The sequence below is a fragment of the Pseudonocardia sp. P1 genome (assembly GCF_000178675.2).
Classification (GTDB): domain Bacteria; phylum Actinomycetota; class Actinomycetes; order Mycobacteriales; family Pseudonocardiaceae; genus Pseudonocardia.
Map to the genome: position 1 here is coordinate 6,190,056 of NZ_ADUJ02000001.1, position 23,153 is coordinate 6,213,208.

General features: G+C 74.5%; 19 protein-coding genes and 1 pseudogene. 14 read left to right on the plus strand and 6 right to left on the minus strand.

From position 1 onward, the window contains the following. Positions 1-60 precede the first annotated feature (60 nt). From secD to PP1_RS28745, 4 genes are all read left to right on the plus strand, one after another. Entirely contained in the window at positions 61-1,821 is a 1,761-nt protein-coding gene (secD, locus tag PP1_RS28730) for a protein translocase subunit SecD (RefSeq protein WP_075314377.1), read from the plus strand. Continuing rightward, entirely contained in the window at positions 1,818-2,984 is a 1,167-nt protein-coding gene (gene secF, locus PP1_RS28735) for a protein translocase subunit SecF (protein WP_075314375.1), read from the plus strand. Before secD ends, secF begins: the two co-directional genes overlap by 4 nt. Continuing rightward, a complete protein-coding gene (locus tag PP1_RS28740) occupies positions 2,981-3,550 on the plus strand; it encodes an adenine phosphoribosyltransferase (protein WP_010228317.1) in 570 nt (189 codons plus the stop codon). Before secF ends, PP1_RS28740 begins: the two co-directional genes overlap by 4 nt. A 128-nt stretch (positions 3,551-3,678) precedes the next feature. Continuing rightward, on the plus strand, positions 3,679-5,967 hold the full coding sequence (locus PP1_RS28745) for a RelA/SpoT family protein (protein WP_029239437.1): 2,289 nt from the start codon (positions 3,679-3,681) through the stop codon (positions 5,965-5,967). A 4-nt stretch (positions 5,968-5,971) separates the two neighbouring features. Here the strand turns inward: PP1_RS28745 and PP1_RS28750 are convergent, their stop codons facing one another. Next, the gene (locus PP1_RS28750) at positions 5,972-6,214 is read right to left on the minus strand and encodes a hypothetical protein (protein WP_010228314.1); all 243 of its coding nucleotides are present in this window, start codon (positions 6,212-6,214) and stop codon (positions 5,972-5,974) included. 182 nt (positions 6,215-6,396) lie between these two features. Further along, positions 6,397-7,239 carry a peptidylprolyl isomerase gene (locus tag PP1_RS28755; RefSeq protein ID WP_010228312.1) on the minus strand — a complete coding sequence of 281 codons (843 nt, stop codon included), beginning with the start codon at positions 7,237-7,239 and terminating at the stop codon, positions 6,397-6,399. Between the two features lie 131 nt (positions 7,240-7,370). Here PP1_RS28755 and hisS point away from each other — a divergent pair, with 131 nt between their 5' ends. Both hisS and PP1_RS28765 read left to right on the plus strand, forming a co-directional pair. Beyond that, positions 7,371-8,678 carry a histidine--tRNA ligase gene (gene hisS, locus PP1_RS28760; protein ID WP_010228310.1) on the plus strand — a complete coding sequence of 436 codons (1,308 nt, stop codon included), beginning with the start codon at positions 7,371-7,373 and terminating at the stop codon, positions 8,676-8,678. Positions 8,679-8,680: 2 nt separating this feature from the next. After that, complete coding sequence (locus PP1_RS28765) at positions 8,681-9,226, plus strand: class I SAM-dependent methyltransferase (protein WP_075296028.1); 546 nt, start codon at positions 8,681-8,683, stop codon at positions 9,224-9,226. A 1-nt stretch (position 9,227) separates the two neighbouring features. Here the strand turns inward: PP1_RS28765 and PP1_RS28770 are convergent, their stop codons facing one another. Next, on the minus strand, positions 9,228-10,724 hold the full coding sequence (locus PP1_RS28770) for a YibE/F family protein (RefSeq protein WP_249266004.1): 1,497 nt from the start codon (positions 10,722-10,724) through the stop codon (positions 9,228-9,230). Positions 10,725-10,825: 101 nt separating this feature from the next. On the opposite strand from PP1_RS28770, the gene PP1_RS28775 reads away from it, so the two are divergent. The 5 genes and pseudogenes from PP1_RS28775 to PP1_RS28795 all read left to right on the plus strand — a co-directional run. Next, complete coding sequence (locus PP1_RS28775; RefSeq protein ID WP_075314371.1) at positions 10,826-12,841, plus strand: intein-containing Rv2578c family radical SAM protein; 2,016 nt, start codon at positions 10,826-10,828, stop codon at positions 12,839-12,841. 56 nt (positions 12,842-12,897) lie between these two features. Beyond that, entirely contained in the window at positions 12,898-14,742 is a 1,845-nt protein-coding gene (gene aspS, locus PP1_RS28780) for an aspartate--tRNA ligase (protein WP_010235433.1), read from the plus strand. Further along, complete coding sequence (locus PP1_RS28785) at positions 14,743-15,684, plus strand: DUF389 domain-containing protein (protein WP_010235436.1); 942 nt, start codon at positions 14,743-14,745, stop codon at positions 15,682-15,684. Between the two features lie 11 nt (positions 15,685-15,695). Then, entirely contained in the window at positions 15,696-16,898 is a 1,203-nt protein-coding gene (locus PP1_RS28790) for a hypothetical protein (RefSeq protein ID WP_010235439.1), read from the plus strand. 201 nt (positions 16,899-17,099) lie between these two features. Next, positions 17,100-17,597, plus strand: a pseudogene (locus PP1_RS28795) (GDSL-type esterase/lipase family protein); the annotation flags it as partial. 293 nt (positions 17,598-17,890) lie between these two features. Here PP1_RS28795 and PP1_RS28800 read toward each other — a convergent pair. Both PP1_RS28800 and PP1_RS28805 read right to left on the minus strand, forming a co-directional pair. Next, complete coding sequence (locus tag PP1_RS28800) at positions 17,891-19,045, minus strand: aminotransferase class I/II-fold pyridoxal phosphate-dependent enzyme (RefSeq protein ID WP_010235448.1); 1,155 nt, start codon at positions 19,043-19,045, stop codon at positions 17,891-17,893. Next, a complete protein-coding gene (locus PP1_RS28805; protein ID WP_010235450.1) occupies positions 19,042-19,557 on the minus strand; it encodes an Lrp/AsnC family transcriptional regulator in 516 nt (171 codons plus the stop codon). Before PP1_RS28805 ends, PP1_RS28800 begins: the two co-directional genes overlap by 4 nt. A gap of 121 nt (positions 19,558-19,678) precedes the next feature. On the opposite strand from PP1_RS28805, the gene PP1_RS28810 reads away from it, so the two are divergent. Continuing rightward, positions 19,679-20,056 (plus strand): DUF4282 domain-containing protein, encoded by a 378-nt coding sequence (locus PP1_RS28810; protein WP_010235453.1) that lies wholly within the window; start codon positions 19,679-19,681, stop codon positions 20,054-20,056. An 11-nt stretch (positions 20,057-20,067) separates the two neighbouring features. Here PP1_RS28810 and PP1_RS28815 read toward each other — a convergent pair whose 3' ends face one another. Then, a complete protein-coding gene (locus PP1_RS28815) occupies positions 20,068-20,280 on the minus strand; it encodes a hypothetical protein (protein WP_010235455.1) in 213 nt (70 codons plus the stop codon). Between the two features lie 174 nt (positions 20,281-20,454). Between PP1_RS28815 and PP1_RS28820 the strand changes: the two genes are divergently transcribed. After that, the gene (locus PP1_RS28820) at positions 20,455-21,705 is read left to right on the plus strand and encodes a hypothetical protein (RefSeq protein WP_033200106.1); all 1,251 of its coding nucleotides are present in this window, start codon (positions 20,455-20,457) and stop codon (positions 21,703-21,705) included. 40 nt (positions 21,706-21,745) lie between these two features. Next, a complete protein-coding gene (locus PP1_RS28825) occupies positions 21,746-23,134 on the plus strand; it encodes a replication-associated recombination protein A (protein WP_010235461.1) in 1,389 nt (462 codons plus the stop codon). Positions 23,135-23,153: the final 19 nt, after the last annotated feature.

A 23,153-nucleotide genomic window follows, 5' to 3' on the forward strand; every position in this document is an offset into this window, starting at 1 on the left:
GCAGGCCGTGAGGCAGGCCGGCCGAGGCCGCCTCGCGAGTCGGATTCGGGAGAACACCACGTGGCAACGTCGTCGGGGCAGCAGCGTGTGCGCCCCTGGCGCTACCTGACCGCCTTCCTGGGCATCGTCGTGATCCTCTACACCCTGGTGCTGTTCACCGGGGGCGGGAACCTCACGCCGAAGCTGGGCATCGACCTGCAGGGCGGAACCCGCGTCACGCTCACCGCCCGCGCCGTCGACGGGCAGCCGCCGCCGCGCGACCAGCTGGTCCAGGCCGAGTCGATCATCGAGCAGCGCGTCAACGGGCTCGGTGTCAGCGGCGCCGAGGTCCAGCTGGACGGCAGCAACATCGTCATCACGGTCCCCGGTGACCAGGGCGAGCAGGCCCGGTCGCTCGGCCAGACCGCCCAGCTGCGGTTCCGCGAGGTCGTCGAGGGACCGATCCCCGCGGACCCGGCCCCGCAGCAGCAGCCGGCGCCCGGCGGCCAGCCCGCACCCGGCGCGCAGCCCGGCCAGGAACCGGCCGGGGCGCCGGCGGGCCAGGCTCCCGCGGCACCGCAGCCGCAGGGGATGGGGGCGCCCGGCGAGCAGAGCCGCGCCGTCGCCCCGGTGGCGCAGAGCTCCCCGCTGCAGGACCCGCCGCCCGCGCCCGAACCCCCGGGCCCGACCGGCGCCGCGACCCCGACCGACCCGCGGGTCGCCGCCGAGGTCGAGCAGCTGCGCGCGACCCGGCAGAGCAGCGACCAGGCCACCCAGGTGCAGGCACTGCTCGCGCTGAACTGCGCGGGCCCGGATCCGCTGCAGGGCTACGACGACCCGGCCCAGCCACTGGTCACCTGCGGTGAGGACGGCACGACCAAGTACATCCTCGGCCCGTCCTTCCTCGAGGGCACCGAGATCGCGTCCGCGCAGCCCCAGCAGAGCCAGGGCGCCGCCGGCTGGGCGGTCGGCCTGACCTTCAAGCCGCAGGGCGCCGAGACGTGGGGCCAGTACACGACGGCCAACGTCGGGAAGAACGTCGCGTTCGTCCTCGACGGCGACGTGGTGTCCGCGCCCTCGATCAACCAGCCGATCTACGGCCAGACCCAGATCAGCGGGCAGTTCAACCAGGAACGCGCCCAGGACCTGGCGCAGACCCTGCGGTACGGCTCGCTGCCGCTGGCCTTCGACCCGGGCACCGCACAGACCGTGTCCGCGACGCTCGGCCTGGCCTCGCTGGAGGCCGGACTGATCGCCGGTGCGGTCGGCCTGGCCCTGGTCTTCGTCTACTGCCTGTTCTACTACCGGCTGCTCGGCCTGCTGACGATCCTGTCGCTGGTCCTGTCCGGCGTGGTCGTGTACGCCGTCCTGATCCTGCTCGGGCGGTGGATCGGGTTCACCCTCGATCTCGCGGGCGTCGCCGGCTTCATCATCGCGATCGGCATCACCGCGGACTCGTTCGTGATCTTCTTCGAACGCCTGAAGGACGAGATGCGGGAGGGCCGGACGTTCCGCTCGGCGGTACCGCGCTCGTGGGAACGGGCCAGACGGACGATCCTCACGGCCGACGCGGTCAGCTTCCTGGCCGCGGCCGTGCTCTACATCCTGGCCGTCGGTGAGGTCCGCGGGTTCGCCTTCACCCTCGGCATGTCCACCGTCCTCGACCTGGTCGTGGTCTTCCTGGTGACGTTCCCGCTGGTCGTGCTGATCTCCCGGTCGAAGTCGCTGGGCAGGCCCGGCCTGTCCGGGCTCGCGGCGGTCGACCGGATCGGTGCCCGGCACCGGCGGGACAAACCCGCCGTCGGGCAGCGTGCCACCAGCGGGAAGGGAGCGGGAGCATGACGGCCCCCGAGCGGACGTCGGGCTGGACCCGGCTCACCACCGGCACCGCGAGCGTCGACATCGTCGGCCGGAAGAAGCTCTGGTACATCGGGTTCGGCGTGCTGCTCGCGGTCTGCGTGCTGTCGCTGGTGTTCCGCGGGTTCAACCTCGGCATCGACTTCACCGGCGGATCGCAGATCCAGCTGCCGGCCACCGGTGCGAACGGGCCCATCAGCGTCGAGCAGGTCGACCGGATCTACACCGACGTCGTCGGCACCGCCCCCGAGGTCAGCCAGGCCGTCGGGACCGGGGACTTGGCGTCGATCGTGCTCCAGTCCGAGCCGCTGACCCCGGAGCAGCTCGTCCCGCTGCGGGAGGCGCTGTTCCAGCAGCTCCAGCCGATCGGCGGGGGCGGCGTCCCGAGCGAGGCCGCGATCAGCGACTCCCAGGTCTCGGGCACCTGGGGCGGTGAGGTCACCACCCAGGCACTGATCGCGCTGCTGGTCTTCATCGTGCTGGTCACGATCTTCCTGGCGGTCTACTTCGAGCGGGCGATGGCCGCGGCGGCGCTGGTGGCGCTGATCAACGACATCGTCGTCACCGCGGGTGTGTACTCGATCATCGGCCTCGAGGTCACACCGGCGACGGTGATCGGGCTCCTGACGATCCTCGGGTTCTCGCTCTACGACACCGTCGTCGTGTTCGACAAGGTGCGGGAGAACTCGCGCGGGCTGCTCAAGCTGACCCGCCGCAGCTACGCCGAGGCCGCGAACCAGGCGCTCAACCAGACGCTGATGCGGTCGATGAACACCTCGCTCATCGCGATCCTGCCGGTACTGGGCCTGCTGGTGATCGGCGTCGGGCTGCTCGGCGTCGGCACGCTCGCCGACCTGGCGCTCGTCCAGCTCGTCGGCATGATCTCCGGTGTCGTCTCCTCGCTCCTGCTGGCGACCCCGGTACTGGTCGACATCAAGATGCGCGACGGGCGCTTCCGCGACCAGGCCGAGCGGGTCGCCGCCCGCCGGGCCCGCGCCGCGGCCGTCCGGGACGGCGAGGACGTGCCGGACGCGGCCGAGCCCGCCACCGACACCTTCGCCGCGGTGAGCAGCACGTCGCGCTCGGCCCCGGCCGCGCCGCGGCCCGGGGTGCGCCCCACCGGCAAGACGGGCAGGAAGCGCCGGTGACCGCCGTCGACGGCATCCGGGTCGGCCCCGGCATCGACGGGGAGTCCGCCGAGGACCTGCTGCAGGTCGCCGGCCTCGTCCGCTCGGTGCCCGACTACCCGCAGCCGGGGGTGCTGTTCCGCGACATCACCCCGGTGCTCGCCCACGGCGGCTCGTTCGCGACGGTGACCACCGAGCTGGCCGCCCGCACCGGCGACGCCGACGTCGTCGTCGGGGTCGAGGCGCGCGGCTTCCTGCTCGGGGCGGCGGTCGCGCTCGTCGCCGGCGTCGGGACGGTGCCGGTCCGCAAGGCAGGCAAGCTGCCCGCCGTCGCCGCGTCGCGCAGCTACGAGCTGGAGTACGGCACCGCGACGCTGGAGCTCCCGGCCGGCGTGCTCGAACCGGGCACCCGGGTGTACGTCGTCGACGACGTGCTGGCCACCGGCGGCACCGCCGCCGCGGCGTGCGCGCTGCTCGCCGACGCGGGGGCCGACATCGTCGGCTTCGGCACGCTGATGGAGCTGACCGCGTTGAACGGCCGCACGAAGCTGGGTGACCTGCAGGTGGACGCCTTGTTGAGCGCGTAGGAGCACACGTTCCGCCCCGGGACGGTCCGCGGACTATCCTCGGGGCGGGACCACTCCCGCTACCGGCACGATCAGGAGGTGCGGTGACCGAGGTCGACCGGACGACGGCCCATCCCGCGACGCGGCCGCTGACCCCCGCCGACGACGAGCCTCCCCGCCCGTCCGCGACCCGGCGGGTCCGCGCCCGGATCGCCCGGCGGATGACGCCGCAGCGGGTCGCCATCGTCAAGCCGGTCCTGGAACCGCTGGCCGCGGTGCACCGCTCGCTGCACCCCAAGGCCGACCTGATGCTCCTGCAGCGGGCCTACGACGTCGCCGAGTCCAAGCACGAGGGCCAGACCCGCAAGTCCGGCGACCCGTACATCACCCACCCGCTCGCCGTCTCGACGATCCTCGCCGAGCTGGGCATGGACACGACGACGCTGGTCGCCGCCCTGCTGCACGACACCGTCGAGGACACCGACTACTCGCTCGAGCGGCTGCGGACCGACTTCGGCGACGAGGTCGCGCACCTCGTCGACGGCGTCACGAAGCTGGACAAGGTCGAGTTCGGCACCGCGGCCGAGGCCGAGACGATCCGCAAGATGGTCGTGGCGATGGCCCGGGACCCGCGGGTGCTGGTCATCAAGCTGTCCGACCGGCTGCACAACATGCGCACGATGCGCTTCCTGCGGCCGGAGAAGCAGGTCAAGAAGGCGAACGAGACCCTCGAGGTGTTCGCCCCGCTCGCCCACCGGCTCGGCATGGCCACGGTGAAGCTGGAGCTCGAGGACCTGTCGTTCGCGATCCTGCAGCCGAAGAAGTACCAGGAGATCGTCCGCCTGGTCGCCGACCGGGCGCCGTCCCGGGACACCTACCTGCGGCAGGTCATCGACGAGGTGACCTCCCAGCTCGACTCGGCACGGATCCCGGCGAAGGTCGAGGGACGGCCGAAGCACTACTACTCGATCTACCGCAAGATGATCGTCAAGGGCCGCGACTTCGACGACATCCACGACCTCGTCGGCGTGCGGGTGCTGGTCGAGGAGGTCCGCGACTGCTACGCCGCGATCGGCATGGTGCACGCGCTCTGGCAGCCGATGCCCGGCCGCTTCAAGGACTACATCGCCCAGCCGCGGTTCGGCGTCTACCAGTCGCTGCACACCACCGTCATCGGCCCGGACGGCAAGCCGCTCGAGGTGCAGATCCGGACGCACGCCATGCACCGCACCGCGGAGTACGGCATCGCCGCGCACTGGCGGTACAAGGAGATCAAGGGCGGCCAGAGCAAGGAGGTCGAGGTCGAGGAGATGGCGTGGATGCGCCAGCTGCTCGACTGGCAGCGGGAGGCCGCCGACCCGGGCGAGTTCCTCGACTCGCTCCGATTCGACCTCGCCGCCCGGGAGATCTTCGTCTTCACGCCGAAGGGCGACGTCGTCACCCTGCCCACCGGGTCCACCCCGATCGACCTGGCCTACGCCGTGCACACCGAGGTCGGGCACCGCTGCATCGGCTCGCGGGTCAACGGCAAGCTCGTCGCGCTCGAACGGCAGCTCTCCTCCGGCGACGTCGTCGAGATCTTCACCTCCAAGGCCGAGGACGCGGGGCCGTCCCGGGACTGGCTCGCCATCGCCAAGTCGCCGCGGGCCAAGGCGAAGATCAAGCAGTGGTTCGCGAAGGAGCGCCGCGAGGAGGCCGTCGAGGAGGGCAAGGAGGCCATCACCCGGGAGGCGCGCCGCACCGGGATGCCGCTCCAGCGGCTCATCTCCGGCGACGCCATGTCCGCGCTCGCCCGGGAGATGCACTACTCCGACGTCTCCGCGCTCTACGCCGCGGTCGGCGAGCACCAGGCCAGCGCCCAGCACGTGGTGCAGCGCCTGGTCGCCTGGTTCGGCGGCGAGGAGGAGGCCGAGGAGGAGCTCGCCGAGCGGGCGACGCCGTCGACGGTCCGGCACCGGCGGCCGTCCGGGAACGCCGGCGTCGTCGTGCAGGACGGCGACGGCCACGAGATGGGCGACCTGTACGTCAAGCTCGCCCGCTGCTGCACCCCGGTGCCGGGCGACGAGATCCTCGGCTTCGTGACCCGCGGCGGCGGGATCAGCGTGCACCGCACCGACTGCACCAACGCGGGTGACCTCACGGCCCGCGAGGAGCGGCTGGTCGACGTCGCCTGGTCGGTGTCGCCGGAGTCGGTGTTCCTGGTGGCGATCCAGGTCGAGGCGCTGGACCGGCACCGGCTGCTCTCCGACGTCACGAAGGTCCTGGCCGACGAGAAGGTCAACATCCTGTCGGCGTCGACGACGACGTCGCGGGACCGGGTGGCGGTCTCCCGTTTCTCGTTCGAGATGGGCGACCCGAAGCACCTCGGGCACCTGTTGCAGGCGGTGCGCAACATCGAGGGCGTGTACGACGTCTACCGGGTCACCAGCGCGGCCTGACCGGTCACGCGGCGGCGAGCAGCGAGCGGCCCGCGTCGGTGAGGTGCGGCCGCAGCGGGGCGGCGCCCGACGCCTCGACCAGCCCGTCGTCGGCCAGCCGCACCCCGGCGAACTGGTCGCAGAAGCACACGCCGTCGATCGTGAGCGAGTGGCACTCGCCGTCGGTGACGGTGCAGCGGTCCGCGGCGATCGCACGCAGCACGGCCCGGTCCCGGTGGCTGAGCAGGGGGCGGATGGTGGTGGACATGATCGCCGCCTTTCGGTGCGGGGCAGGTGGGCCGTGCGGTCGTTCCGGACGGTTCCCAGACTGTCGCGGCGGATCCCGCCCGGCCATCGAGCGGGCCCTACCACGCCCGGGGTGGACCCCCGGACGCAGGTAGGGACCACCCCCGCACCGCGATCTCATCGGTGCGGGGCGGGGGTGGGCGTTCAGCCGACGGTCGCGCCCTGGATCTCCACCGGGACGTTCGGCGTGCCGTCACCGGACCCGACCGACTCGCCGCCCTTCGCGACCGTGTCGAGGGTCGACAGCCCCTGCGGGCCGATGGACCCGAACACGGTGTAGTTCGGCGGGAGCTGGGCGTCGCCGTAGATCATGAAGAACTGGCTGCCGTTGGTGTCCGGGCCCGCGTTGGCCATCGCGAGCAGCCCGCGGCCGTAGGTGAGCTCGGGGAAGACCTCGTCGGCGAACGAGTAGCCGGGGCCGCCGCTGCCGCGCCCGGTCGGGTCGCCGCACTGCAGCACCTGCAGGCCCGGGCTGGTCGTCAGCCGGTGGCACGACGTGCCGTCGAAGTAGCCCTGCTGCGCCAGGTTCGCGAAGCTGTTCACGGTGCACGGCGCGAGTGCCCGGTCCAGGGTGAGGTCGATGGTCCCTGCGCTGGTCTGCAGCGTCGTGGGGACCTGCCCCTCCGCGGAGACCTGACCGCCCGGGGGCGGGGTGGCCGGCTTCGAGGCGGGCTCCGGCGACGCCGGGTAGGCGCAGTCGACCGACGCGGGCAGCGCGGTGGGCCGCTGCGGCAGCGGCACCGTGGGCAGGCCGGAGGTGTCCGGCCCGTCACCCTGCGCCTGGGCGGGCGGCGCGGCCTCCTCGGGTCCGCCCCACGCCGCGGTCAGCGCGTAGACGCCCCCGGCGGCCAGCGCGACGACCAGTACCGTCGCGACGGCGGCGATCGTCGTCGTCCGCTTCCGCTTCTCCGCCCGCTCGGCCCGGTGGGCCTGCTGGGCAGCGAGCTTCCGCTTCGCCGCCTCCCGGCGCTGCTCGTTCGTCGCCACGCTCCGCCACTCCCTGCTTGATCATTCGTTCCGACGGAGGGTAGCGGGGCGACCTGAGAAGGATTCTGAGAGACGGCGGTCCTAGGCTGGAGGGGCTTCCGGACGACAGCACGAGAGGACGTGGACCTGCAGTGACCGCCACCGAGCAGCGGGCGGACGGGCCCCGGGCACGCAAGCCCGAGCCGTTCGCCGCGCCGAAGGGCATCCCGGAGTACCTTCCGACGGATTCGGCGGGCTTCGTCCATGTCCGGGACACCCTCGCCGCGGCTGCCGCCCGGGCGGGGTACGGCTACATCGAGCTCCCGGTGTTCGAGGACACCGGGCTCTACGCCCGCGGGGTGGGGGAGTCCACTGACGTCGTCTCCAAGGAGATGTACACCTTCGCGGACCGCGGCGAGCGGTCGGTGACGCTGCGCCCGGAGGGCACCGCAGGCGTCGTCCGGTCGGTGATCGAGCACAACCTCGACAAGCAGGGGCTGCCGGTCAAGCTGCGTTACGCCGGGCCGTTCTTCCGCTACGAGCGCCCGCAGGCCGGCCGGTACCGGCAGCTGCAGCAGGTCGGCGTCGAGGCGATCGGCGTCGACGACCCCGCGCTCGACGCCGAGGTCATCGCGGTCGCCGACGAGGGCTTCAAGGCGCTCGGCCTGACCGGCTACCGGCTGGAGCTCACCTCGCTCGGCGACGCCGAGTGCCGTCCCGCCTACCGCGAGCGGCTGCAGGAGTTCCTGTCCGGCCTGGACCTCGACGAGGCGACCCGCGAGCGGGCCGCGATCAACCCGCTGCGGGTGCTCGACGACAAGCGACCCGAGGTGCGCGCGGCGATGGCGGGGGCCCCGCTGCTGATGGACCACCTGTCCGACGCGTCGGCCGAGCACCACGCGCAGGTCCTCGCGCACCTCGACGACCTCGGCGTCGCCTACACGGCGAACCCGCGGATGGTGCGCGGCCTGGACTACTACACGAAGACGACCTTCGAGTTCGTCCACGACGGTCTCGGGGCCCAGTCCGGGATCGGCGGCGGCGGCCGGTACGACGGCCTGATGGCCACCCTCGGCGGGCCGGAGCTGTCCGGCGTCGGGTTCGGCATCGGCGTCGACCGGACGCTGATGGCCTGCGCCGCCGAGGGCGTGCAGCCGTGGACGACCGCCCGGGCCGAGGTGTTCGGGGTGCCGCTGGGCGACGCCGCGAAGCGCAGGCTCGTCGTCGTCGCGGCCGAGCTGCGGGCCCGCGGGGTGCGGGTCGACCTCTCCTACGGCGGTCGCGGCCTCAAGGGCGCGATGAAGTCGGCGGACCGCTCCGGCGCCCGGTTCGCGCTGGTCCTGGGCGACCGCGACCTCGAGAACGGCACCGTCGGGCTCAAGGACCTCGCCTCCGGCGAGCAGCAGGACGTCCCGCTCGACGCCGTCACCGGAGCCGTCGTCACGGCCCTCGCGAGCTGACCGTGGCCGTCGACGACCAGGAGCGGTGGGACGCCCGGCACCGCGCGGCCGGCGTCGGCACCCCGCAGCCACCGGACGCGCTGCGGCCGCACACCGGGCTGCTGCCGGCCACCGGCCGGGCGCTCGACGTCGCCTGTGGCCGCGGGATCGTCGCTGCGTGGCTCGCCGCGCAGGGGCTCGACGTCGTCGCGGTGGACGTCTCGCCGGCGGGGCTCGCGGCCGGGGCGGCGCTCGTCGCGGCCGAGCAGCCGCCCGGGCGGGTCCGCTGGGTCCAGGCGGACCTCGACCACGGGTTCCCCGCCGACGACGACGTGTACGACGTCGTCGTCTGCCAGCGGTTCCGGGCCCCCGCGCTCTACCCGGCGCTCGCCGCGGCCGTCGCGCCCGGCGGGCTGCTGGTGGTCACCGTGCTCTCCGAGGTCGGCGACACCGGCGGGCAGTACCGGGCCGCCCCCGGCGAGCTGCCGGCGGCGTTCGGCGAGCTGGAGGTCGTCGCCCACCACGAGGGCGGCGGGGAGGCGCACCTGGTGGCGCGCCGGCCCGCCTGAGTCAGCGACGGGCGGCGACGAGCGCCGCGAGACCGGTCGTCACCGGCACCGCGGCGACCAGCCCGATGCTGCCGACCAGCGTCCGGACGATCTCGGTCGCGACGTCCTGGCTGGTCAGGACCTCCGTCACGCCGCCGGCCGCGACGGAGAACAGCAGCAGCAACGGCAGCGCGGCGCCGGCGTAGGCCAGCACGAGGGTGTTCACCGCCGACGCCACGTGGTCGCGGCCGATCCGCATCCCGGCGGCGAACAGCTCGCGGGGCCCGAGCCGCGGGTTCGCCGCACCGAGCTCCCAGACCGCCGACGCCTGGGTGACCGTCACGTCGTCGAGCGCACCGAGCGCGCCGATCACGAGCCCGGCCAGGACCAGGCCGCGCGGGTCGATCGGGACGCCGGGGCCGAGCGTCCCGATCAGGTTGGCCGTCGTGTCGTCCAGCCCGGTGAGCCGGGTGGCCGCGGTGAAGGCGTAGCCGAGCACGCCGATCAGGGCCAGCGACGCGAGCGTCCCCAGTACCGCGCACGACGTACGGGCGCTGAACCCGTGGGTCAGGTACAGCACCACGAACATGATCAGGCACGACCCGGTGACGGCCACCGCGAGCGGTGACCCGCCCGACAGGATCGCCGGCAGGACGAACCACAGCAGCACGGCGAAGCTGAGCAGCAGGCCCACCAGGGCGGCGAACCCGCGCAGCCGCCCCAGCAGCACGACGGCCACCGCGAACGCCGCCGCCAGCCAGCCCAGCGCGGGCCCGCGCTGGAAGTCGTTGAGCTGGTACGAGCCCGCCTCGTCCGGGTTCCCGCCGGACCAGGCCATCGTCACCGGGTCGCCGACGGCGAACCGCGGGCTGGACGGCTCGGTCGGGACGAGCTGCACGAGGTCCCGCCCGGCGCGGGGGCCGTCGGTCATCCGGACGGTGACGCCGGTGCAGGCCCCGTCGCCGGAGCCGGGGGAGCAGTCCGCGACCTGGACGGACTGCACGTCGCCGTGCACCTGCTCGGTCGGCGGCAGCTCGGGTGCCGGGACCGGCCCCGGCCACAGCAGGACGAGACCGGTGAGGGTCGCGAGGGCGCAGGGGACGAGCAGCGCGACGAGGAGGTTCCGCACCCGGCGGCCTGCGGGGGAGGGGGCGCCGTGTCCGTGTCCGTGGCCGTGCCCGGTGCCGGCGTGGTCCTCCTCGGCCCGGCGTCGCGCCGCACGGCGCCCGGTGCCGGTCGGGGCGCCGGCGGGCACCGGCCCGGTGGCGTACCCGCCGCCGTGCTCCTGCCCGGCGCCCTCCGCTCCCGGGGCCCACGGCGCGTCGGGACGACGACCGGCCCGCTCCGGCGGCGGGCCACCGGGACCGGGACGCCCCGGCACGGGCGGTGTCGCACGGGGCCGGGGGACACCGTGCCCGTGGCCGTCGCCGGGCTCGGGACGGCGCCGCCTGCCGGACGGCTGCCCGCCCCGCGGGTCCCCGGGGTACGGGTGCCGCGGGCCGGGATCGTCGGGATGCACGTCCGCATCCTCGCAAGCGATCACCGCACCGCCGACCGGTCCTCGCCCGGAGGCGGCCGCCGGGCGACGACCGGTTGCCCGGCGTTCGAACTTGTGTTCGAATGACTCTCGTGCGGTGGAACGGGCAGCAGGTGGGAATCGACGGGATCGGCGCGGACGCGGCGCTGCCGGGGATGCGCGGGTTGCTGCGCACGGTGCGTACGCCGGAGTTCGCGGGGACGGTGTTCCACGAGGTGGAGGCGCGGTCGGTGCTGAACCGGGTGGCGTCGTCCTCGCCGGTGCCGTTCGGGTGGACGGTGAACCCGTACCGCGGCTGCTCCCACGCGTGCACCTACTGCCTCGCGGGCGACACCCCGGTGCTGACGGCCGACGGCCGGTCCCGCCCGATCGGGGAGCTCCGCCCGGGCGACGAGGTGGTCGGCACCACGTCCGACGGGCGGGGCCGCCGCCGGTTCGTCCGCACCCCGGTGCTCGCGCACTGGTCCACCCGGCGCCGCGCCCAGCGGGTGTCCCTGACCGACGGCACGGTGCTGGTCACCTCGGCCGAGCACCGCTTCCTGACCGGCGAGGGCTGGGCCCACGTGCGGCCGGGGCGGTGCCGGGCCTCGGCGGACCGTCCGCACCTGCGCCCCGGCTCCGCGCTGGTGGGGCCCGGCGCGGCGGCGATGCCCCGCGGTGCCCGGCCGCCCGGCTACGACGAGGGCTACCTCTGCGGTCTGGTCCGGGCCGACGCGGTCCGGTCCCGGGTGACGGCCGAGGCGTTCCCGTCGGCGTGGGTGGAGCTGGAGGCGGTCGCCCGCGCCCACCACCTGATCGGCGAACCGGCACGGGCCGCCGCACCGTCGGCGGCCCCGGCCGTGGCGCAGCGGCCGTCGCCCACGGTGTGGCCGGAGCACCCCGGGCCGGGCTGGTCGGCGGGATTCGTCGGCGGTGTGCTCGACGCCTGCGGCCAGGTCTCGGCGGGGGTGCTGCGGATCGTCCCGGGCGACGAGCAGCTCACCCGGGCCACGGTCGGGGCGGTGCGCCGGCTCGGGTTCCGGGTGGCGTCCGAACCGTCCGGGCGGCCGGGTGCGCGCGCGTTGCGGGTGCTCGGCGGCGCGGCGGAGCAGCTGCGGCTGGTCGCGGTCGCGGACCCGGCCGTCGCGCGGGTCCGCGACGTCACCGGTGCACTCGTCGAGGAGCCGCCGGAGGGGGCCCCGCAGGTCACCGGTGTTCACGACACCGGCCGGGTGGTCCCGATGTACGACATCACCACCGGCACCGGTGACTTCGTCGCGGCCGGGGTCGTCAGCCACAACTGCTTCGCCCGCAACACCCACACCTACCTCGACCTCGACGCGGGCGCGGACTTCGACTCCCAGATCGTGGTGAAGATGAACGCCGCCCGGGTGCTGGAGCGTGAGCTGGCGCGGCCGTCGTGGCGGCGGGAGCACGTCGCGATGGGCACCAACACCGACCCGTACCAGCGGGCCGAGGGCCGCTACCGGCTGATGCCCGGGGTGATCGGTGCGCTCGCCCGGTCCGGCACACCGTTCTCGATCCTGACCAAGGGCACCGTGCTGACCCGGGACCTGCCGGACCTGGCCGCGGCGAACCGGGACGTCCGGGTCGGCACGGGCGTCTCGGTCGCGTTGCTCGACCGGGAGCTGCAGGCGCGCCTGGAACCGGGGACGCCGAGCCCGCGGGCCCGGCTCGACCTGGTCCGGCGGATCACGGAGGCGGGCCTGCCGTGCGGGGTGATGGTCGCGCCCGTCCTGCCGTGGCTCACGGACTCGGCCGAGGCGCTCGACGCGCTGCTCGGGGAGATCGCCGCGGCCGGTGCCTGCCGTGCCACCGTGCTCGCGCTGCACCTGCGGCCCGGGACCCGCGAGTGGTTCCTGCAGTGGCTGGGCCGCGAGTACCCGGCCCTGCTGCCCCGCTACGAGAAGCTCTACCGCCGGGGGGCGACGGCCGACCGCGAGTACCGCGCCGCACTCCGGAGCCGCGCCGCGCCCCTGCTGGCCCGGCACGGCCTGGACGGTCCGGAGGCCGATCCGGGCGACCCCGGCTGGACCCGTCAGGAACCGGCCGCACCCCCGCCACGGGAGCCTCGCGACGAGCAACTCAGCCTGCTGTGACCCGACGGCAAGCCTGGTGACGGGCCGGTCGGGGGCGGCGGATAGCCTTGTCCGCCGTGATGCGAACCCACCCTGTCGGCACGCTGCGTGCCGAGAACGCCGGCCAGACCGTGACCCTCGCCGGATGGGTGGCCCGCCGCCGCGATCACGGCGGCGTGATCTTCATCGACCTCCGGGACCGGTCCGGTTCCGCGCAGGTCGTGTTCCGCGAGGGCGAGATGGCCGAGCGGGCCCACCGGCTGCGGTCGGAGTTCTGCGTGCAGGTCGTCGGCGAGGTCGTCCGGCGCCCCGAGGGCAACGAGAACTCCGAGCTGCCCACCGGCGACATCGAGGTCACGGTCACCGGGCTGACCGTGCTGTCCGAGGCCGCGCCGCTGCCGTTCCCGATCGACGAGCACACCGGGGTCGGCGAGGAGATCCGGCTGACCCACCGCTACCTGGACCTGCGCCGCTCCGGCCCGGCGTCGGCGATGAAGCTGCGCAGCGACGTCAACAAGGCCGCCCGCGACGTGCTCGCCGCCGAGGACTTCATCGAGGTCGAGACGCCGACCCTGACCCGGTCCACCCCGGAGGGCGCCCGCGACTTCGTCGTCCCGGCCCGGCTGCGTCCCGGTTCCTGGTACGCGCTGCCGCAGAGCCCGCAGCTGTTCAAGCAGCTGCTCATGGTCGGTGGCCTGGAGCGCTACTACCAGATCGCGCGCTGCTACCGCGACGAGGACTTCCGCGCCGACCGCCAGCCCGAGTTCACCCAGCTCGACATCGAGATGAGCTTCGTCGAGCAGGACGACGTCATCGCGCTGGCCGAGAAGGTGCTCGTCGCGCTGTGGAAGCTGGTCGGCTACGACATCCCGGCGCCGATCCCGCGCATGAGCTACGCCGAGGCGATGTCCCGCTACGGCTCGGACAAGCCCGACCTGCGGTTCGGCTTCGAGCTGACCGAGCTGACGTCGTACTTCGCGGACACCGGGTTCCGGGTCTTCCAGAACCCCTACGTCGGCGCCGTCGTCATGCCGGGCGGCGCCTCGCAGCCGCGCAAGGTGCTCGACGGCTGGCAGGAGTGGGCCAAGCAGCGCGGTGCCCGCGGCCTGGCCTACGTGCTGATCGGCGAGGACGGGCAGGTCGACGAGCGCGGCCCGGTGGTCAAGAACCTGTCCGAGACCGAGCGGGCCGGCCTGGCCGCGGCCGTCGGCGCGAACCCCGGCGACTGCATCTTCTTCGCGGCGGGGACGCCGTCCGACGCCCGCGCCCTGCTCGGCGCCGCCCGCGGCGAGATCGCGCGGCGGGTCGGCGCGATCGACGAGTCCGCCTGGTCGTTCGTGTGGATCGTGGACGCCCCGCTGTTCGAGTCCACCGCGGACACCGACGACGTCGCCGTCGGCGGGGGTGCCTGGACCGCGCTGCACCACGCCTTCACCTCGCCGACCCCGGACTGGATCGACACCTTCGAGCAGAGCCCGGGCGAGGCGCTGGCCTACGCCTACGACATCGTCTGCAACGGCAACGAGATCGGCGGCGGCTCGATCCGTATCCACGACGCCGACGTGCAGAAGCGCGTCTTCGAGATCATGGGCCTGTCCGAGGCCGAGGCCAAGGAGAAGTTCGGCTTCCTGCTGGACGCCTTCTCCTACGGCCCGCCGCCGCACGGCGGGATCGCGTTCGGCTGGGACCGGATCACCGCGCTGCTCGCCGGGGTCGACTCCATCCGCGAGGTCATCGCGTTCCCGAAGACCGGCGGCGGCTTCGACCCGCTGACCCAGGCCCCGGCGCCGATCACCGCCGCCCAGCGCAAGGAGGCCGGGGTCGACGCGAAGCCGGCCCAGCCGGCGCCCGGCGGCTCCGCGCCCGGCAGGCCTGCCGAGACCGGCGGCGGCGCACCGGAGAAGCCCGGCCCGGCCGCGTAGGTGCTGCACCTGCGGGTGGTCTGCCCGTCCGGGCGGACCACCGAGGTCTGCGAGGTCCTCACCGCCGAACCCGGGGTGGCCCACCTGGTGGTCCACCCCGGGGCGGCGGTGCGCCCGCCCGGCGACCTGGTCGAGGCCGACGTCGCGCGCGAGTGCACCGACGACCTCCTCGGCCGGCTCGCCGATCTCGGCGTCGACCACGACGGCGGGATCACCCTCGAGCAGCTCGACACCGTGCTCTCCGACCGGGCCGACGCCGCCGAGGAGGCCGCACCCGGGGACGGGGCGGACGCCGTCGTCTGGGACGAGCTGATCCACCGGACCGGCGAGGAGTCCCGGCTCTCGCTCACCTTCCTGACGTTCCTCACGATCGCGTGCCTGCTCGCCGCGGTCGGCGCCGTCACCGACTCCCCGGTGACGGTCGTCGGCGCGATGGTCCTCGGCCCCGAGTTCGGGCCGATGGCGGCGATGGCCGTCGGGCTGGTGCTGCGCCGTGCCGACCTGATCCGGCGGGGCGCGGCCGCGCTGCTGGTCGGGTTCCCGTTCGCGATGGCCGTCACCGCACTGGCGACCGTCCTGTTCGACCTGTTCGGCTGGCTGTCGTCGGCGTCGCTGGACGGGCTCGAGCAGATGGACTTCATCTACGAGGTCGGGCCGTTCTCGCTGGTCGTGGCCGTCCTCGCGGGTGCCGCGGGGATGCTGTCGCTGACGTCGGCGCGGTCGTCGGCGCTGGTCGGCGTGTTCATCTCGGTGACGACCGTTCCCGCCGCCGCGTACGGCTCGGTCGCGGCCATCGAGGGCCGCTGGGTGGAGGCCGCGCTGTCGGTGCTGCAGCTCGGTCTCAACCTGGCCGGGGCGATCGGATCGGCGGCCGTGGTGCTGCTGCTCGCCCGGCACCGGTCCCGGCGTCGGGGCGCAGACCGCACGCTCTCCGAAGGGTAGGGTTTCCGGCGATGACCGATCCGCAGGCGACCCCCGGCGCGGTCGAGGCGGTGGCCGGTGCCGCACGGCTGCTGTCCCGCCGGGCGGGGTCCGAGGTCGAGCTCTCCGAGCCGGAGGATCTGGGTGGCAGCGGCCGCTCCGTGGTGGCCCGGGCACGCATGGGGCAGAACCCGTTCTCCGACCGCCGCAGCGTCGTGATCAAGCAGTACACGTCGCGGGCCGGCGACGGCGACGCGGAGGCCGCGTCCGACCCGTTCCGCTACGAGGTCGCCTCGTGCCAGCTGTTCACCGCGCTGCCGACCGAGATCCGGCCCAGCCCGGCGATCATCGCGCACGACCCGGAGCAGCGGCTGCTCGTCCTGGAGGACCTCGGCCGCAGCATGACCCTCGCCGACAAGTTGTTCGGGCCCGACAAGGAGGCCGCCCGCAACTGCCTGCTCGGCTGGGCCCGCGGCCTCGGGCGGATGCAGGCCGCCACCGCGGGCCGCGAGGGCGACTTCGGGGCGTTGCTGCGCCGGCTGGGGGAGAAGGCGCACCGCGACCCGATCGCCGACCAGGCCCGCGCCGCGCTGGCCCGGCTGCCGCAGCTGCTCGCCGACGCGCTCGGCGTCACCGCCGGGGATACGGCGGTGCTGGAGGCACGCGGTGGGGTGCGGCTGCTCGGCGGCACCGGGTTCCGGGCGTTCAGCCCGTCCGACACCTGCCCGGACAACAACCTGGTCACCTCGCGCGGCGTGCGGTTCGTCGACTTCGAGTGGGGCTGTTTCCGCGACGTCGTGCTCGACGCCGCGTACGTCCGCATCCCGTTCCCCGGGTGCGCCAGCAGCTACGCGCTGCCGGCCGCGGTGTCCGCGCAGATGCTGGAGGCCTGGCGCGCCGAGGTCGCGCCGGTCTGGCCCGAGCTCGACGACCCCGACGTGCTGGAGTCGCGCCTCACCGACGCGCACCTGCTGTGGGTGTGGTGGTCGACCTGGATGCTGCTGCCGCGGGTACTGGAGCACGACGGCCCCATCGGCGACGACGCCGGCCGCTCACCCCGGATCTCCACGGCCCTGCGCCACTACTGGCGGGGGCTGGGTGCCGCCGCGGCGGCGACCGACCGGCGCGGCAACGCGGAGCTGGCCGGCGCCGTCGTCGAGGCGCTGGACGAGCGGTTCCCGGACGCCCCGTCCGAGCTGGCGGTGTTCCCCGCGTTCCGGACGGGCGAGCGGTAAGAGTTCGCGTGCCGGTCCGGGGCGCGTCACCGCGTGCACACCGCGGCGGTGCGCACGCGGGTGATCGTGAGGGTCGTGCGCCCGACGATCGCGTCCTCGCCCGTCGCCGATCCCGCCTCCCGACACGTACCCGCCCGCCCCGCACCCGCCCGGACCGGCGCCACCCCGCCGGGGCCCGGGCGCCCCGTCCGGCATCTCGCCGTGCTGGGCGACTCCACCGCCGTCGGGCTGGGTGATCCCCGGCCCGGCGGCGGGTGGCGCGGTTTCGGACCGCTCCTGCGCGACGCCGTGACCGATCCTGGCCGTCCCGACCCGGTGCGCCTCGACAACCACGCCCGGACCGGTGCCCGGATGGCCGCCACCCGGCACGAGCAGGTGCCCGCGGCGGCCGCCGCCCGGCCGGACGTCGTCGTCCTCTGCGCCGGGATGAACGACACCCTGCGCTCCGACTTCGACCCCGAGGAGATCCGCCGCGACTGCGCGGAGGCCCTCGACCTGCTCGGCCGGGCCGGGGCGACCGTCCTGCTGGTCCGGTTCCACGACCACACCCGGGTGTTCCGGTTGCCCGCCGTGCTGCGCAGGGCACTCACCGCCCGGATCCTCGCCCTCAACGCGGCGCTCGACGACGCCGTCGCCGCGGCCGCGCCGTCCGTCACCGTCGGGGTGCTCGACCTGGAGACGACGTCGCCGTACGACCCGGCCGCATGGAGCGTGGACCGGCTGCACCCGTCCGAGCTCGGGCACCGGCTGCTCGCCCGCGGGCTCGCCGAGCTCCTCGCGGCGGAAGGCTGGACCGTCCCCGGCACGGTCTCGCTCGACGCCGCGGGCGGCCGGGTCGTGAGGTCGTGGGAGCGCGGGGCGTGGCTGGTCGGGAAGGGGGTGCCGTGGCTGTGCCGCCGTGGGCGCGACCTGGGGCCGGTGATGGTCCGCGGCCTGGCGGAGGGGATGCGGCGCGGGGCCCCCGCGCGTGCCCGGCCGTGCGCCCACCGGCGTCACAACCGGCCCAGGAAGCTCCCGATCCGCTCGACGGCCTGCTCCAGCTGCGGCAGCGCCGTCGCGTACGAGCAGCGGATGTGTCCCTCTCCGGAGGGACCGAACACGGTCCCCGGGACGACGGCGACCGACTCCTCGCGCAGCAGCCGCTCCGCGAACGTCTCGGCGTCCAGCCCGGACGCGCGGATCGACGGGAAGGCGTAGAACGCGCCGGCCGGTTCCGGGCACTCCAGCCCGGCCTCCCGCAGGCCCTTCACGAACACCCGGCGACGGCGGTCGTAGTCGGCCACCATCTCGGCGACGTCGCCCTCGGCATTGGTCAGCGCCTCGACGGCCGCCACCTGCGACACGTGCGGCGCGCACAGCATCGTGTACTGGTGCACCCGCAGGCACAGCTCGGCGATCGCGCGCGGCGCGGCCAGCCAGCCGACCCGCCACCCGGTCATCGCCTGGGCCTTCGAGAAACCGCCCAGCACCACCGTCCGCTCCCGGGCGCCCGGCACCGCACCGAGGCAGGTGTGCGCCCCGGTGTAGGTCAGCCGGTCGTAGATCTCGTCGGAGAGCAGGTAGAGGTCGTGCCGCTCGGCGAGCGCGACGAGCGCGCGCAGCACCTCGGGTGACTGCACCGCTCCGGTCGGGTTGGCCGGCGAGCCGATCAGGATCGCCTTCGTCCGCGGCGTGACGGCGGCCTCGACGGCGGCGACGTCGATCGCGAACCCGTCCTCGGCCCGCGTCGGCACCCCCACCGGCGTCCCACCGGCGAACGACACGCACGGCTGGTAGGCCACGTAGCAGGGCTCCGGGACGATGACCTCCTCGCCCGGGTTGAGGATCACCCGGAACGCCAGGTCGAGGCCCTCGGAGACGCCGGTGGTGACCAGGCACTCGGTGGCCGGGTCGTAGTGGGCGTCGTAGCGCGACGCCAGGTCGGCGCAGATCAGCTCGCGCAGCCGCGGGAGCCCGGCGTTGCCGGTGTAGGTGGTGTAGCCGTGCTCCAGGGCGTAGATGCCGGCCTCGCGGATCCGCCACGGCGTCACGAAGTCGGGTTCGCCGACGCCGAGCGAGATGACGTCGTCCATCTCCGCGGCGATGTCGAAGAACCGGCGGATCCCGGACGGCGGGATCGCGGTGATCGTCTCGTTCAGCGGCTTCACGGGGTCACCGGGAGCCGGTGGTCCGGCTCGGGCTCGGCGAACGTGTCGCCGTCGCGCTTGTGCGTGGCCAGGACGAAGTGGGTCGCGGTCGACCGGACGCGGTCGATCGTCGACAGCTTCTGGGAGACGAAGTCGCTCACCGCGCGGATGTCCGGGCCGACGACCGTGCACCGCAGGTCGTGCCCGCCGGAGACGAGGAAGCAGTCGCGGACCTCGTCGAACCGGGAGATCCGGGCGGCGACGTCGTCGAACCCGACACCGCGGGCGGGCGCCACGCCGACGTCGATGAACGCCGTGACCTGCGCGCCGGACCGGCCGGCTCCCTCGAGGGCGGCGGTGCCGTCCTCGTACCGGGCCCAGTCGACGACCGCCTTGTGCCGGCGGATCACGCCGGTGCGCTCCCACTCGGCGATCCGGGCGTCGACCTCGGAGACGGGCAGGCCGACCATGGTCGCGACGGTGTCGTGGCTCAGCGACGCGTCGCGTTCGAGCAACTCGAGGATCTCGCGCACGGCCGTGACCCTACGACGGCGGGGCCGCGGTCCGCCGGGCGGCGCCGCGGGGCCGTGGCGCGCCCCTGATCAGGCGACACCGGGGGTGCCGGCACGCACATGCGGCATAGCGTGCGGCCCCATGACGCAGACACCGCCACCCGGTGGACCTTCCGACCCGTACGCCGGCGGCGCCTACCCCGGTGGTTCCACGCCGCCGCCCGCCCCGCCCTCCAACCCGCTGGCGGCGCTGTTCGACTTCGGGTTCAACCAGTTCGTGACGCCGCACATCGTCAAGTTCGCCTACATCCTGCTGACCGTGGTGCTGGCCGTCGGCTACGTCGTCGTCGTGGTCGGCGCGTTCCTCCGGGGCGGCCTGTTCGGCGGCCTGCTCGCGCTGATCGGCGGAGCCGTCGCGGCGCTGGTCTACCTGATCCTGATCCGCGTGACGCTGGAGTTCTACTACGCCGTGGTGCGGATGTCGGAGGACATCCACCACCGGATGCCGAACCGGTCCTGAACCGGGCCTGCTCAGGCCGCCCGCTGGAGGCGCCCCGGTCCGGTCCGGTCCGTCCGGGCCGGGTCGAGCAGGCCCGTCTCCAGGTCGAACAGGTGGGTCCGGGTGCAGGGGCCGCAGACGAAGACGACGCCGTGCGGGCCGTGGTGGCTGCTCCACGCCAGGCCACGGGCCTCGGCCGTGGTGCGGGGGCGTGAGCAGAGCGGGCAACCGTGGATCGTGTCCATGCCCCATGAGGGTGCACCGGCACTGTTGCCGGGTGGTGACTCCGCGCGTCGCCGGCGTTGCGTTCCGGCGACGATCCGGGGTCGCGGCCGATCATGCGGCGCCGGTCACGAAATCGGGGGCGGCGGGGCGCAGGCGCACCCCGTCGTCGGCGGTCGGGACTAGTGTCCGCGCGCATGAGCGACGAACCGCCGGAGGGTGGTGCGGCCCGGTCGGGCCACGGGGGGCCGGAGAGCGACGCACCCGGGACGCAGCCGGGGCAGCAGCCGTACGGGACGCCGTACCCGCAGCAGCCCGCCGGCGGGTACGGGCAGGTCACCGGGCACCCGCCGTACGGCCACCAGGAGTACCCGGCCGGCCGGGAGTACGGCGGCGATCCCCGCCACGGGGCCGGTCCGCGGTACGGAGCCACGCCGCCGTACGGGGCGGGCCCGCAGTACGGGGGCGGGCCGCCGTACGGAGCCGCTCCGTCCGGCGCGGGGCAGTACGGCGCAGGGCAGTACGGCGCAGGGCAGTACGGCGCGGGGCAGTACGGCGCGGGGCAGTACGGCGCGGGGCAGTACGGCGCGCCGTACCCGCCGCCCCACGGCGCGTACCCCGGCCACCCCGGTCCGCCCGGCGGCACCTCGCCGGACCCGCTCGTCCCGTTCTCGCTGGGCGACTGGTTCGGGAAGGTGATCGCCACCGTGCAGCGGTCGTGGAAGCCCCTGCTGGTCGTCCAGGCGCTGATCCTGGTGCCGGCCCTGCTGCTGCAGGTCGTGCTGGTGGTCTCCGGGATCGGGGGCGGGTTCGTCCTGCCCGGGCGCGGGGCGCTGGCCGGGACGGCCGTGCTCGTCCTGCTGTTCGGGATCCTCTCGGTCGCGGTGAGCGCGCTCGGGGCGATGGCGGCCGTGTTCGTCACCGTCCGCGACGCGGCCCGGCGGCCCTACACCCGTGACCAGGTGATCGCGTTCGTGCGGAACCGCGCCGTGCCCGCGATCGGCTGGACCGCCGCGGTCGCCGCGGCGGCAGGGGCCGCCGTCGCGGTGCTCGTGCTCGCGTTCGGCCCGTTCCTCGCGGTCCTGCCGATCCTCGCCGGCGCGCTCTACGCGGGCACCGTGCTCACCGCGCTGCCCGGTGTCGTCGGCGTCGAGCGGGGCGGGATCGGGCGGGTCGTCACCCTGGTCCACCGCCGGTTCTTCCCGACGCTCGGCCGGTTCGCACTGTTCGGGCTCGCCGCCTGCGTCGCCGGCTTCGTGATCGGCCTGGTCGGAGCGGCCGTCGGCGTCGTGAGCCCGCTGGCCGGGGCGCTGGTGAACCTCGTGCTGGCGCTGCCGATCGGTGTCGTGGGCACGGCGGTCGTCGTGGTGCTCTACGCGGAGAACCGGTTCCACGAGGACCACGCCGTGCACACGCCGGTCCTGGCCGACGAGATCGACCGACCCTGACGCGGGTCCGGCCCGGCCGGATTTGGCAGGCTGGGCGGCGATGAGCACCGACGGCCTGTTCGACATCGACCCCTCCCCGGGGGACACCCCCGGGGAGGGGGACGGGTCCGTGCCCCGCCCGGACGCCCCGCTGGCCGCGCGGATGCGCCCGCGCAGCCTCGACGAGGTCGTCGGGCAGTCCGAGCTCCTCGAGCCGGGCGCGCCGCTGCGCCGGCTGCTCGAGGGTGGCGCGGCGGCGTCGGTGCTGCTCTACGGGCCACCCGGGACGGGGAAGACGACGCTCGCCCGGCTGATGGCCGGCGCGGGCGGCGCGGAGCGGCACTTCGTCGCCCTGTCCGCGCTGTCCGCCGGGGTGAAGGAGCTGCGCGCCGTCATCGAGGAGGCACGCCGCCGCCGTGACCGCAGCGGCACGTCGACGGTGCTGTTCATCGACGAGGTCCACCGGTTCTCCCGCACCCAGCAGGACGCGCTGCTCGGCGCCGTCGAGGACCGGCTCGTCCTCCTGGTCGCGGCCACCACCGAGAACCCGTCGTTCTCGGTCGTCTCGCCGCTGCTGTCCCGCTCGCTGGTCCTGCAGCTGCAGTCGCTGGGGGAGGACGACGTCCGCGCACTGCTGCGCCGTGCCGTCGCGTCCGAGCGCGGTCTCGCCGGGACGGTCACCCTCGCCGCCGACGGCGAGGACGCGCTGATCCGGCTCTCCGCCGGCGACGGCCGCCGGGCCCTGACGGCGCTGGAGGCGGCCGCCGACGGTGTCCTCGGCGCGGGTGCCGCAGCCGGGGACGGGCCGCCGGTCGTCGACCTCGACGCCGTCGAGCGGGCCGTCACCGAGGTCGCCGTCCGCTACGACCGGGCGGGCGACCAGCACTACGACGTCATCAGCGCCTTCATCAAGTCGATCCGCGGCTCCGACCCGGACGCCGCGCTGCACTACCTCGCCCGCATGATCGTCGCGGGGGAGGACGCCCGGTTCATCGCCCGGCGGCTGATGGTCCACGCGTCCGAGGACATCGGCCTCGCCGACCCGACCGCGCTGCCGGCCGCGACGGCCGCCGCCCAGGTCGTGCAGCTCGTCGGCATGCCGGAGGCGCGGATCGCGCTCGCCCAGGTCACGGTGCATCTCGCGACCGCGCCGAAGTCGAACGCGGTGATCACCGCGATCGACGCGGCGATGGCCGACGTGAGGTCCGGCAAGGTCGGCGGCGTGCCCCCGCACCTGCGCGACGGGCACTACGCGGGGGCGCAGAAGCTCGGCAACGCCGTCGGCTACCGGTACCCGCACGACGACCCGGACGGGGTGCTGCGCCAGCAGTACCCGCCGGACGACGTCGTCGGGACGGACTACTACGCGCCGTCCGGCCGCGGGTTCGAGCGCACGCTCGCCGAGCGGGTCCCGAAGCTGCGCCGGGTCGTGCGGGGCGAGCGGGGCTGAACGGCCCCGGCCCGCCTGC